Genomic DNA, 13,027 nt, shown 5'->3' on the forward strand with positions numbered 1-13,027 from the left:
CGCCAAACCCTCGTCGCTATAAACACGACCCTTCGGCAATCGACGCCCACGACCACGTCCACTCTTCCATACGCCCGGTTCGCCGCCTGATGATTTGCTGTCCAATGGTGCCATGTCGCCCTCCGATCAGAGCCCGTCTCTCATCAGAATAAGATATCGTCAAATCGCATCTTTCGAACGCACGATAACGACGCCTTATCACCGCAATGAGGCAACCACCTGCCGCAGGGCCGTCACCGTCGGCAGTTCCGGATCGCGGTCCAGCGTGGCCAGCGCAATGGGTTTGGACACTTCGGGTTCGACCAGCGGCAACACTTTTGTGCCGCGCAGATCGCCCAGCGCCCGAACCAGAACGCGCGGCACAACGGCGACCGCCAGCCCCTCGCGCGCCATTACCATCGCTGCAGTAAAGCCGCTGGTCTCGGCCACGATGCGCGGATGCAGACCCTGTTCGGCGAATATCCGGTCCAGGATGCGCCGGTTCTGCATCTGCGGCTCCAGCAGGCAGAGCGGGAAATCGGCCACCCGCGCCCAGGGAACCGGCCCGGTCGCCTCGGTCAGATGCGCGGGCACCAGCAGCACATAGGTTTCCTCGTAGAGTGGCTGCACATGGCGCAGATCGGTGCCGATGCTGTCGCCATAGGTGATGCCCGCGTCAATCGTGCCTTCGTCCAGCCCCTGCTGGATCGCGGTCGAGGACATCGAATCGATCCGCGCCACGATCCGCGGATGCGCCTGATGCAGCCGCCGCACCAGCCGCCCGGTAAAGGCCAGCGCGGTCGGGATCACCCCCAGGATCAGCGCGCCCGAAATCTCGCCCCGGACCGCCGCGACCTCTTGTTCCAGCGCCTTGGCATCGCCCAGGATGCGGCGGGCGCGGCGCACGATCATCTCGCCTTCTTCGGTCAGGCCCTGAAACCGGTTGGCACGGCGCACGATGGTGACACCCAGCCGCTCTTCGAGATTGCGGATGCGCATCGAAAAGGCCGGTTGCGAGATTCCGCAATCCTCGGCCGCCTTGGCAAAGTGTCGATGCCGCGCCAGGGCGCTGAGCAATTGCAGGTCGCGCAGTTCGATCAAATCTCTGTTCCCGGTCCGCTCCGTGCGCCACAATAGACCAGACGGCCCGCAACAACAGCCCGGTTTCCAACAAGCGGTTGACACGAATCGAAACCGGGAAATACCGTTAGCGTACAAATGAAATTCACCGGACGGACGAGACGACGCTCATGGCCTATCACGCCCCTGCCTCACTGAAGGAGGCGCTCGACCGAGTTGCCGAGAGGGACATGCGCGTTGTCGCCGGCGGCACCGATGTCTATCCGGCGCAAGGGGCGGCACCGTTCGGCGGGGATATCCTTGACCTGACGCGGATCGCGGCTCTTCAGGGTATCAGCCGGGCGGCTGAGGGTTGGCGCATTGGCGCCACCACCACATGGACCCAGATCGCCCGGGCCGACCTGCCGCCCGCCTTTGACGGCTTGCGCGCCGCTGCGCGCGAGGTGGGCAGCATCCAGATCCAGAATGCGGGCACGGTTGCGGGCAACCTGTGCAATGCCTCGCCCGCCGCCGATGGGGTGCCGCCGCTGCTGACGCTTGAGGCGCGGGTCGAGCTGACCTCGACCACCGGCCAGCGGGTGCTGCCGCTGGCAGAGTTTCTGACCGGTGTCCGCCGCACCGCCCTGCAACCGGGCGAGTTGGTCAGTGCCCTTCTGCTGCCCGATCCGCCCGCCCATGCGCGCGGCGCCTTCGACAAGCTGGGAGCGCGACGCTATCTGGTGATTTCCATCGCCATGGTGGCGGTGGTGATCGGATGCGACGCGCAGGGGCGGATCGACCATGCCTGCGTCGCGGTGGGCGCCTGTTCGCCGGTGGCGCAGCGGCTGAGCGCGCTGGAATGCGACCTGATCGGCCAGCGACCCGATCAGGTGGCCGTCACCCCCGCGCATCTCACCCCGCTCTCGCCCATCGACGACGTGCGCGGCAGCGCCGGGTACCGGCTGGACGCGGTGGCCGAACAGATCGCCCGCGCGATCCGCGCCGCAGGAGGACAGTGATGGACCGTCCCTTGTCCACAACAACAGATTTCACCCTGAACGGTGCGCCCGCGCGCGCCACCCCGCAACCGGGCGAACGCCTGTCGCGGATGCTGCGCGAGCGTTGCGGCGCGCGCGAGGTCAAGGTGGGCTGCGACGCGGGCGACTGCGGCGCCTGCACCGTGCTGGTCGACGGCGCCCCCGTCTGCGCCTGCCTGACGCCCGCGCATCAGGTGGCGGGCCGCCGGGTGGACACGCTCAAGGGGCTGGCCACCGATCCGGTGGCGCAGAAGCTCAGCGACAGTTTCCTCGCCCATGGCGCAGCGCAATGCGGCATCTGCACGCCCGGCATGATGGTGGCCGCCACCGCGCTCCTGCGCGAGACACCGGCACCGACCGAGGCGCAGGTTCAGGATGCACTTGGCGGCGTGCTCTGCCGCTGCACCGGTTATCGCAAGATCATTCAGGCGGTGATGCAGGCGGGCGCCCCGCTGCCCGCCCCCGTTCCGGGCGACGGGTATTCCGGCGCGGCCATCCCCCGGCTGGATGGCGCGGGCAAGGTGGCGGGGACCGAGGCCTATGGCGACGATGTCGCCCCCATGGGCACGCTGGAGATTCTGTTGGTCGGCGCACCCTATCCCTACGCAAGCTTTACGCTGGGCAATATCGACAGCTGGCGCAGCGCCCACGCGGGCGTGGTGGCGGTGCTGACCGCCGCCGACGTTCCGGGCCGCAACTGCTTCGGCGTGATGCCGGGGTTCGAGGATCAGCCGGTGTTTGCCGAAACGGAGACCCGGTTTCGCGGCGAACCGGTTGCGGCCATCGTTGCCCCGCCCGAGATCGCCGCGACACTCGACCTTTCCCTCTTCCCGGTGACATGGACCCGCCTCGACGCGGTGGAAGACGTCGCGGACGCCACCGCCCCCGGCGCGCCGCTGCTGCACCCGGACCGCGCGGGCAATGTCATGGTCACCGGTTTTGTCGCCTGTGGCGATGCCGAGGCGGCGCTTGTCGCAAGCGACGTGGTGGTCGAGGGGCGCTATGCCACCCCCTTTGTCGAACATGCCTATATCGAGCCCGAGGCGGGCTATGCCTATCTCGACGGCGACAAGGTTGTCGTGCACGCCTGCACTCAGGCCCCGGTGCTGGACCGGGACGGGTTGCAGATGGTGCTCGGCCTCGGCCCTGATCGCATCCGCATCATCCCCACCGGTGTCGGCGGCGGTTTCGGCTCGAAACTCGACATGTCGGTGCAGCCCTATCTGGCGATTGCCGCGCTGAAGACCGGACAGCCGGTGCGGCTGGCCTATAGCCGGGTGCAGTCGATGCAGATGAGCACCAAGCGCCACCCCTCTGACTTGCACCTGCGCATCGGCGCCAGCGCCGACGGGCGGCTCAAGGGGTTCGCCCTGCAAGGCCGGTTCAACACCGGCGCCTATGCCAGCTGGGGGCCGACCGTGGCCAACCGGGTGCCGGTGCACGGCTCCGGCCCCTATTTCATCCGCGATTACCGGGCCGAGGCGCAGGGTATCCACACCCATTGCCCGCCCTCGGGCGCGTTTCGCGGCTTTGGCGTGCCGCAGGCCGCCATCGCGCAAGAAACCCTGTTCGACGAACTGGCCGAGAAACTGGGGCTGGACCCGCTCGACTTCCGCCTGAAAAACGCGCTGAATACCGGCCAGCCCACTGTCTGCGGCCAGGTGTTCACCCAGGGCGTCGGCATCCGCGCCTGCCTGGAAGCGCTGAAACCCGACTGGACGCGCGAGCGCGCGGCGGCCGAGGCCTTCAACGCCGAAAACTCGGTCCTGAAACGCGGCGTCGGTATCGCGGCGGGCTGGTATGGCTGCGGCAATACCTCGCTGCCCAACCCCTCGACCATCAAATGCGGCATCCGCGCCGATAGCACACTCGTGCTGCATCAGGGGGCGATGGATATTGGCCAGGGCGCCAATACCGTCATCACACAGCTTTTTGCCACGGCCCTTGGCATCCCGACCCACCGGATCGAACTGATCGGCGCCGATACCGACCTGACGCCCGACGCGGGCAAGACCTCGGCCTCGCGCCAGACCTTTGTCACCGGCAATGCGGCAAAGCTGGCAGGCGCGGCGCTGCGCGCCGCGATCCTGAGCCGCGTCAATGCCGGGCCCGAGGCCACATTGACGCTCGAACAGGGCCGGATCCATGTCACCGACAATGGCCGCGCCCATGTGATCGACCTCTCCGACCTGCCCACGGACGCCGACGGCTATGTCCTCGGCGTCTCCGAGACCTATGACCCGCCCACCAAACCGCTCGACAAGAACGGCCAGGGGGTGCCTTACGCCCAGTTCGGCTATGCCGCCCATCTGGCAGTGGTCGAGATCGACACAAGGCTGGGCACCCTGCGCCCGCTGAAATTCACCGCCGCCCATGACGTGGGCCACGCGGTCAACCCCGCCCTGGTCGAAGGCCAGGTCGAGGGCGGCATCGCCCAGGGTCTCGGCATGGCGCTGATGGAAGAATACATCCCCGGCCGCACCGACAACCTGCACGACTACCTGATCCCCACCATCGGCGACGTGCCGCCAATCCAGACCCTGATCATCGAGGACCCGGACGAACACGGCCCCTATGGCGCCAAGGGCTTGGGCGAACATGCCCTGATCCCGACCGCGCCTGCACTGCTGAACGCGATCCGCCACGCCACCGGCGTTGCCATCCGCCAGACCCCCGTCACCCCCGCCCGCCTGCGCGCCGCGCTGAAGGAAGCCGGACATGACTGAACGCCTCCGCCCCGAGAAAATCCGCTGCGACGCCTGCCCGGTGCTTTGCTATATCGCCGATGGCAAATCCGGCGCCTGCGACCGCTATGCCAACCATGGCGGCGAATTGGTCCGCCTCGATGCGCTCACCGTGATCGAAAGTGGCAGCACCCGCGTCGTGCCTTTCCTCAAGGACGCGCAGACAGGCGATGACTGGGACGGCAACATCGTCCAGCAGAACCGCGCCTTTGTCACCGCCGTGGGTGCCGGCACCACCTATCCCGATTACAAGCCCGCCCCCTTCATCGTCAGCCAGGAGGTCGAGGGCGTCGACATGGTCACCGTGGTGACCGAGGGCATCTTCTCCTATTGCGGCGTCAAGGTGAAGATCGACACCGACCGCCATATCGGCCATGAACGCGACGTGGTGCGGGTCGATGGCGAGCCCATCGGTCATGTGATGACCAGCGAATATGGCTCCAAGATGCTGTCGCTGGGCGGTGTCGAACACCTGACCGGCGGCTCCAAGAAAGAGGGCCGCGTCACCTGTGACGCGCTCCTGCGCCTGTGCAATTGCGAAGCGGTCGAGATGGTGATCGGCGAGCCGGGCCATGAAACCACGCTGATCGTGCAGGCAGGCCGCGCCCCCATCATCAACGGGGTCGAGGAAAAGCTGATGCGCGTCGGCTGCGGGTCCGCCGCCATCGGCATGTTCGCGAAACAATGGCTGGGCCATGCCGATGACGTGGTGGTGGTCGACGACCATATCACCGGCGTGCTCAGCGAGCATCAGGCGGGCAAGATGCTGGACGTGCCGCCCACCGGCATCCGCATCAAGGGCCGCCGCTCGACGCCGGGCCGCTATTTCCAGGTGGCCGATCCCGGCACCGGATGGGGCGGAACCGATGTCGAAGACCCGCTGGTCATTCTCGACACCTTCAAGCCAGACGTGGCCTGGCCCGGCCTGCGGCTGATGATGGTCTCCACCACCGGGGAACAATACGCCTATTTCGAGCTCGACGCCGATCTGGTGCCGCAGCCGGTTCCGATCCCCGAGAAACTGCGCGCCTCGGCGGAGTTGATCGCGGAAAACTGCGAACCCTCGGTCTGTTCGGTCCTGTTCATGGGCGGCGCGGGTGGCTCCTTGCGCGCGGGCGTCACCGAAAACCCGGTGCGCCTCACCAAATCGGTGAAATCCTCGCTCACCCATGTCTCCTGCGGCGGGGCGGCGGCCTATGTCTGGCCCGGCGGCGGCATCACCGTGATGGTTGACGTGACCGAGATGCCCTCGAATTCCTTCGGTTATGTGCCCACGCCCGCGCTGGTGGCCCCCATCGAGTTTACCATGCGGGTCAGCGATTACGGCACGTTGGGCGGCCATGTCAGCGAAATCAAACCGGTGGCCCAAGTGGTTTCGGAACGCGACCGCAAGCTGGGCAAGCGCGACACCCAGCCGGACCCCAACGCGCGCGAGAATTACCGCTGGTCGCGGGGGGAGGACGAATGACCGGAGCTGTCGCCGCCCTGCTGCCCGATGGCAAACGGCTGCATTTGCAGCACGGCCCCATCGACCTGATCATCGGGGCCGAGGGCGGACCGGGCGCACGCGAGGCCGCGTTTGCCGCCGCGACCGCGCGGTTCCAGACGGTGCTGGAGGAACTGGTCGGTGAACTGCCGCTCCTGAAAACCGAACTCACCCCCGACGTGCCCTTGCCCCTTGGCCCGGTGGCCCGGCGCATGGACGCCGCCTGCCGCCCGCTGATGGCGTTGCGCCTCACCCGCATGGCCGCCGTTGCCGGTGGTGTGGCCGACGAGGTGCTGGCCGCGATGCTGGCCGCCGCGCCGCTGACCCGCGCCTATGTGAACAACGGCGGCGATATCGCCCTGCACCTGAGGGGCGAGGCTCGTTTCACCCTCGCCATGGCCACGCCCTACGGGCACGACCTTGGCCGCATCTCGGTCAGCGCCAGCGACGGGATCGGCGGCATCGCCACCTCGGGTCTGGGTGGCCGCAGCCTCAGCCTCGGCATTGCCGAGAGCGTCACGGTTCTGGCCCGCAGCGCCGCCGCCGCCGACGCGGCGGCCACGCTGATCGCCAACGCGACCGACCTGCCCGGCCACCCCGCGATCCGCCGCGCTCCTGCCTGCGCAGTCAGAGATGACAGCGATCTGGGCCACCGCCCCGTTGTCACCCATTGCGGTGCCCTTGCCCGCAACGAGGTCTTGCATGCCCTTGAAAACGGGCAGAAACTGGCAAGTGAATTGATCGCCGCCGGACACATTCGTGCCGCCCATCTGTCCTTGCGCGGACAGGCCCGCCATGCCGGCGCCATCCCCGTGACCGCCCCTGAAAGGAGCCTTGCCCTTGCCTGACCTGATCCTCAGAAAAACCGTCTCGGCACTGGAAGAGATCTGGCACGAGGGCGGCCCGGTGGCCGCAACCCCGCTGCGCCGGGCCTCGGTCATGAGCATCCTCAAGAACCCCTTTGCCGGACGGTACGAACCCGAGATCCAGGGGTTCATGGAGGATCTCAAACCCCTAGGCCTGAGCATGGCGCAGCAGCTTCTGGACATGCTCGGCGGGCCGGAACAAATCGAGGGCTATGGCAAGGGCGCCCTGATCGGCGAGGCGGGAGAGCTGGAGCATGGCGCGCTCTGGCATGCGCCGGGGGGCTATGCGATGCGGCAGCTCTTGGGCACCGCCAATGCCATCGTGCCCTCGTCGAAAAAGGTGGGTGGTGTCGGCGCCCGGCTGGACGTGCCGATCACCCATATCAACGCCTCTTACGTGCGCAGCCATTTCGACAGTATGGAGGTCGGCAGCAACGACGCCCCCCGCGCCGACGAGATGGCGCTGGTGCTGGTGATGAGCACCGGCCCGCGGGTGCATTCCCGCGCGGGCGGGCTGGAGGCCTGGCAGATCAAGGGAGAGGACGGGCTGAGATGACCAAGATCCGCAAGATCGCTGTATTCATTGAGGAAACCCGGATCGAGGCGGGCCGCGAGATATCCCCGCCCACCCGCAAGGCGGTGGCCGTGGCGGTGATCGAGAACCCGTTTGCGGGCCGCTATGTCGAGGATCTGACCGAGCTGATGGACACCGGCGCCGAGCTTGGCGCGCTGTTGGGCGAGCGCTGTGTGCAGGCGCTGGGGATCGCACCCGAGCAGGCCGAAAGCTATGGCAAGTCCGCGATGGTGGGCGAGAATGGCGAGTTGGAACATGCCGCCGCCATCCTGCATCCGAAACTGGGCGCGCCCCTGCGCAAGGCGGTGGAAAAAGGCGCGGCGCTGGTGCCCTCGTCCAAGAAGATGGGCAGCCCGGGACAGGTGCTGGACGTACCGCTGGGCCACAAGGACGCGGCCTATGTCCGCAGCCATTTCGACGGGATCGAGGTGCGGCTGAACGATGCGCCGCGCGCAAACGAGATCATGGTGGCGGTTGCCGTTACCGACAGCGGCCGCCCGCTGCCGCGTGTCGGCGGGCTGACCCATGACGCGGCCGAAGGCAAGGACGGCCTGAGATGAGCCTCGCGGCCTGCCCCACGGGCGGGCCGCCCAGACAGAGGCCGGGGCAACCGGCCCGTTTGAGACCAACAGATCAACCGGAGGGAAATGACATGACACTGATCAGACGTACCGTTCTGGGCGCTCTGGCCGCATTGCCGCTGGCGGCACTGACGCCACAGATCGCCCGGGCCGCCGATACCATCGTGCTGGGCGAGGTGAACAGCTATACCCGCCTGCCCGCCTTTACCGAGCCTTACAAGAAGGGCTGGGAACTGGCCGTTGAGCAGATCAACGCCGCTGGCGGCGTGCTGGGCAAGGACCTTGTCGTGGTCAGCCGCGACGATACCGGCGACCCGGCCACCGCCATCCGCATCGCCGAAGAGCTGATCGCCAAGGAAGGCGCGGTGATGATCTTTGGCACCTTCTTGTCCAATATCGGGCTGGCGGTCGCGGATTTCGCCAACCAGAAGCAGGTGTTCTTCCTGGCCTCGGAACCACTGTCCGATGCGCTGGTCTGGTCCAAGGGCAACAAATACACTTATCGCCTGCGCCCCTCTACCCATATGCAAGCCGCGATGCTGGCCGAACAGGCGGCCAAGCTGGATGCGGTGAAATGGGCCACGGTGGCGCCCAACTATGCCTATGGTCAGGACGCGGTCGCGGCCTTCAAGGCGGAACTGACACGCCTGCGCCCCGATGTGGAATTTGTCGAGGAACAGTGGCCGCCGGTCTTCAAGATCGACGCAGGCCCCACCGTGCGCGCGCTTGAGGCATCGAAGCCTGACGCGATCTATAACGTGACCTTCGGCGGTGATCTTGCCAAGTTCGTGCGCGAAGGCTCACTGCGGTACCTGTTCGACGACCGCCCGGTGGTGTCGCTGCTGACGGGCGAGCCCGAGTATCTGGAGCCGCTTCAGGGCGAGACGCCGAATGGCTGGATCGTCACCGGCTATCCCTCGACCGACATCGACACGCCCGAGCACAAGGCATTCGCCGAGGCCTATATGGCCAAGTTCGACGAGGCGCCCAAGACCGGCTCGATCGTGGGCTATAACTCGGTTCTGTCGATTGCCGCAGCGATCACCAAGGCCGGATCGACCGACACCGAGGCGATGCTGGCCGCGATGGAAGGTCTGGAAGTGAGCAGCAGCCCGACCGGCCCGTTCATGTTCCGCGCCGCCGACCACCAGTCGACCATGGGCGCCTATGTGGGCAAGACCGCGCTGGTCGATGGCCAGCCCAAGATGGTGGACTGGACCTATGCAGATGGCGCGGCCTATCTGCCCTCCGAGGAAGAGGCAGCCAAGCTGCGTCCGGCGGAGTAAGCCCCTGAAACCCGAGGGGCCACGCGCCCCTCGGGACCCTGACCTGACCAAAGGAAGACCGGCCTGATGGGCTTTTATCTCGCACAATTGCTGACGGGAATGGCGAACGCGTCCTCGCTGTTCCTGATCGCGTCGGGCCTGTCGATCATCTTCGGCGTGACCCGGATCGTGAACTTCGCCCATGGCTCGTTCTACATGCTGGGGGCCTATCTGGCCTATACGCTGGTGACCACGTTACAGGGCGGTATCCCGGGCTACTGGTTCAGCGTGCTGGCGGCGGCGGTGCTGGTGGGCGGCATCGGGCTGGTGGTGGAACTGACCATCCTGCGCCGCATCTACCGGGCGCCGGAACTGTTTCAGCTGGTCGCCACGTTTGGTGTCGTTTTGATCGTGCAGGACCTGACGCTGGCGATCTGGGGCGCCGAGGACCTGTTGGGGCCGCGCGCGCCCGGCCTTGACCGCGCGGTGCGCCTGATGGGCGAACCGATCCCCGAATACGATCTGGCGCTGATCGCCATCGGCCCCGCCGTGCTGGCGGCGATCTGGCTGGTATTCCACCGCACCCGCTGGGGCGTGCTGGTGCGCGCGGCCACGCAAGACCGCGAGATGGTGGGCGCCCTGGGCGTCAATCAGGCCTGGCTGTTCTCGGCCGCCTTCGTGCTGGGCTCGGCCCTGGCCGGGCTGGGTGGCGCATTGCAAATCCCGCGCGAGGCGGTGTCGCTGCAAATGGACCTGTCGATCATCGGCGAGGCCTTTGTGGTGGTGGTGATCGGCGGTATGGGCAGCGTCACCGGCGCTTTTGTTGCCGCCGTGCTGATTTCGGTCCTCAATGCATTTGCGATCCTGATCTTTCCGCAGGTCTCCATCGTGCTGCCCTTTGTCGTGATGGCGGCGGTGCTGATCGTGCGACCCTATGGGCTGTTCGGCCGCCCCGGCAGCGAACATGGTGGCGCGGAAGAGCCGGAACAGCCGCTGCGCCTCTTGGATCAGAGATCGACCATGGTGCTGCTGGCGCTGGTGGCGATGCTGGCCTTCAGCCCGGCGGTGGTGTCGGATTTCACCACCATCTTGCTGGTCGATGTGATGGTGGCGACACTCTTTGCGGTGTCGCTGCATTTCATGATGGGCATCGGCGGCATGGTCAGTTTCGGGCATGCGGCCTATTTCGGCGTCGGCGCCTATGCCGCCGCGATGGCGGTCAAGATGCTGGGCTGGGGCATGTTGCCCGCCATGGCACTTGGGCCGGTAGCGGCGGCGCTGGCGGCGCTCTTCTTTGGCTGGTTCTGCGTGCGCCTGTCCGGCGTCTACCTCGCCATGCTGACCATGGCGGCGGCGCAGATCCTGTGGGGCGTCACCTTTCAGTGGCAGGATGTCACCGGCGGTGACGACGGCATTCTGGGCGTCTGGCCCGCCGAATGGGCGAAATCCGACCGGGTCTATTTCTATCTGGCGTTGGTCCTGTGCCTAGGTGGCATCTGGCTGCTCAGACGGGTGGCGCATTCGCCCTTTGGCTATACCCTGCGCGGGGTGCGCGACAGCCGCATCCGGGCCGAAGCCATTGGCATCGACACAAGGTTCCATCAATGGATGGGCTTTACCCTGGCCGGAACGTTGGCGGGGTTGGCGGGCGTCGTGTTCGTGTTCTCCAAGGGCTCGGTCTTTCCCGACGCGCTCAGCATCGGGCACAGTATCGATGGGCTGATCATGGTCCTGTTGGGCGGCATTCATGCACTGGCGGGGCCTGTCTATGGCGCCATGGCGATGGTGCTGATCGAGGATTGGGTCAGCCGGCTCGACTACTGGCGGTTCATCTTCGGCGGCATCATCCTGACGGTGGTCCTGCTGGCACCTGACGGGATCGCGGGCGGGGTCCGGCGGCTGATCCAGCTGGTGCGGAGGGATGCGGCATGACCCCGGTTCTTGAGGTACGCGGCCTGTCCAAGGCCTTTGGCGGGGTACAGGCGGTCGACGATGTCAGCTTTGAGTTGCGACAGGGAGAGTTCCTCGCCCTGATCGGCCCCAATGGTGCGGGCAAGACCACCTGTTTCAACATGCTCAACGGCTATCTGCCGCCCAGCGCGGGTTCGGTCAAACTGAACGGGCGCGAGCTGATCGGCACGCCGCCGCGCCGGATCTGGCGCTTGGGGGTCGGACGCACCTTTCAGATCACCGCGACCTTTCTGTCGATGACAGTGCGGGAGAATGTGCAGATGGCGCTGATCTCGCATCACCGCCGGGTCTATGACCTGTTCTCGCGGGCGACGCGGATGTATCTGGACGAGGCGATGGCGCTGCTCGATCTGGTGTCGATGCGTGAACAGGCGGACCGGCCCTGTTCGGAACTGGCCTATGGCGACTTGAAGCGGCTGGAACTGGCGATTGCGCTGGCGCATGAGCCGGCGCTCTTGTTGATGGACGAACCCACTGCCGGCATGGCCCCGTCCGAGCGTGTGGCGCTGATGGCGCTGACGGCGGATATCGTGGCGCGCGGGCATGTCTCGGTCGTGTTCACCGAACATGACATGGACGTGGTCTTTGCCCATGCCCACCGGATCCTTGTGCTCAATCGCGGCCGGTTGATCGCCGAGGGCACCGGCGCCGAGATCCGTGCCAACCCGCTGGTACAAGAGGTCTATCTGGGCGGTGGCCGCCTGTTCGAGAAGGAGCGCGGCAATGCTTGAGATCGACAGCCTCACCGCCCGATATGGGCGCGCGCAAATCCTGAACGGCGTGTCCCTGACACTGGGCCGCAACGAGGTGGTGGCGCTGTTGGGCCGCAACGGCGCGGGCAAATCCACCACCATGAAATCGGTGATGGGACTGGTACGCCAGACCGGCGGCAGCATCCGCCTTGACGGTGCGAACATCCTGGGCCGGGCGTCGCATCTGATCTGCCGCGCCGGGATCGGTTATGTCCCCGAAGACCGGCGCATCTTTGGCGAGTTGACGGTCGAAGAAAACCTCGAAGTGGGCCGCCGCCCCGCCCGAGAGGGCGCGCCGCAATGGACCACCGACCACCTGTTCCAACTGTTTCCCAACCTCGCCGAGCGCCGCCAGAACCTGGGCAAGCAACTGTCGGGGGGCGAGCAGCAGATGCTGAGCATCGCCCGCACCCTGATGGGCAACCCTTCGCTGGTGCTGCTGGACGAACCCAGCGAAGGCATCGCCCCGGTGATCGTCGAGCAGATGGCCAATGTCATCTCGGAGCTGAAACGCGAGGGGCTGTCGGTGTTGCTGTCCGAACAGAACCTGCATTTCGCGCGCGAGGTGTCGGACCGCGCCTATATCATCGAAAAGGGCACCATGCGCTACGAGGGGGATTTTGCCGATCTCGACGCCCGCCCCGAGGTTTCGGCCCAGTATCTGGCGGTCTGACGGTTGTGACCTGCCTGCCCTTGCGGTAAGGCGGGTCATT

The 13,027-nt window shown here is 66.4% G+C and carries 11 protein-coding genes; 10 read left to right on the forward strand and 1 reads right to left on the reverse strand.

The window, feature by feature from the left end; all coding sequences use genetic code 11:
* Positions 1 to 198: 198 nt before the first annotated feature.
* Complete coding sequence (locus AC2FLM_RS14545; protein WP_496858868.1) at positions 199 to 1,080, reverse strand: LysR family transcriptional regulator; 882 nt, start codon at positions 1,078 to 1,080, stop codon at positions 199 to 201.
* A 149-nt stretch (positions 1,081 to 1,229) separates the two neighbouring features.
* On the opposite strand from AC2FLM_RS14545, the gene AC2FLM_RS14550 reads away from it, so the two are divergent.
* From AC2FLM_RS14550 to AC2FLM_RS14595, 10 genes are all read left to right on the forward strand, one after another.
* Complete coding sequence (locus AC2FLM_RS14550) at positions 1,230 to 2,057, forward strand: FAD binding domain-containing protein (RefSeq protein WP_496858870.1); 828 nt, start codon at positions 1,230 to 1,232, stop codon at positions 2,055 to 2,057.
* Entirely contained in the window at positions 2,057 to 4,801 is a 2,745-nt protein-coding gene (locus AC2FLM_RS14555; RefSeq protein WP_496858872.1) for a molybdopterin-dependent oxidoreductase, read from the forward strand. The genes AC2FLM_RS14550 and AC2FLM_RS14555 overlap by 1 nt, the downstream gene beginning before the upstream one ends.
* On the forward strand, positions 4,794 to 6,287 hold the full coding sequence (locus tag AC2FLM_RS14560; RefSeq protein WP_496858874.1) for a 6-hydroxynicotinate reductase: 1,494 nt from the start codon (positions 4,794 to 4,796) through the stop codon (positions 6,285 to 6,287). The genes AC2FLM_RS14555 and AC2FLM_RS14560 overlap by 8 nt, the downstream gene beginning before the upstream one ends.
* Positions 6,284 to 7,153, forward strand: coding sequence for a UPF0280 family protein (locus AC2FLM_RS14565; protein WP_496858876.1), 870 nt, complete (start codon positions 6,284 to 6,286; stop codon positions 7,151 to 7,153). The genes AC2FLM_RS14560 and AC2FLM_RS14565 overlap by 4 nt, the downstream gene beginning before the upstream one ends.
* Entirely contained in the window at positions 7,146 to 7,727 is a 582-nt protein-coding gene (locus tag AC2FLM_RS14570) for an amino acid synthesis family protein (protein WP_496858878.1), read from the forward strand. Before AC2FLM_RS14565 ends, AC2FLM_RS14570 begins: the two co-directional genes overlap by 8 nt.
* Positions 7,724 to 8,305: an amino acid synthesis family protein gene (locus AC2FLM_RS14575; RefSeq protein ID WP_234140021.1), complete on the forward strand. Its 582-nt coding sequence runs from the start codon at positions 7,724 to 7,726 to the stop codon at positions 8,303 to 8,305. Before AC2FLM_RS14570 ends, AC2FLM_RS14575 begins: the two co-directional genes overlap by 4 nt.
* A 92-nt stretch (positions 8,306 to 8,397) precedes the next feature.
* On the forward strand, positions 8,398 to 9,612 hold the full coding sequence (locus tag AC2FLM_RS14580) for an ABC transporter substrate-binding protein (RefSeq protein WP_496858880.1): 1,215 nt from the start codon (positions 8,398 to 8,400) through the stop codon (positions 9,610 to 9,612).
* 66 nt (positions 9,613 to 9,678) lie between these two features.
* On the forward strand, positions 9,679 to 11,523 hold the full coding sequence (locus AC2FLM_RS14585) for an ABC transporter permease (RefSeq protein WP_496858882.1): 1,845 nt from the start codon (positions 9,679 to 9,681) through the stop codon (positions 11,521 to 11,523).
* Positions 11,520 to 12,293, forward strand: a complete 774-nt coding sequence (locus AC2FLM_RS14590) for an ABC transporter ATP-binding protein (protein WP_234140024.1) — start codon at positions 11,520 to 11,522, stop codon at positions 12,291 to 12,293. The genes AC2FLM_RS14585 and AC2FLM_RS14590 overlap by 4 nt, the downstream gene beginning before the upstream one ends.
* Positions 12,286 to 12,987, forward strand: coding sequence for an ABC transporter ATP-binding protein (locus AC2FLM_RS14595; protein ID WP_234143099.1), 702 nt, complete (start codon positions 12,286 to 12,288; stop codon positions 12,985 to 12,987). The genes AC2FLM_RS14590 and AC2FLM_RS14595 overlap by 8 nt, the downstream gene beginning before the upstream one ends.
* The last annotated feature ends 40 nt before the right edge of the window (positions 12,988 to 13,027 follow it).

Source organism: Ruegeria sp. SAZD011, from assembly GCF_059612545.1.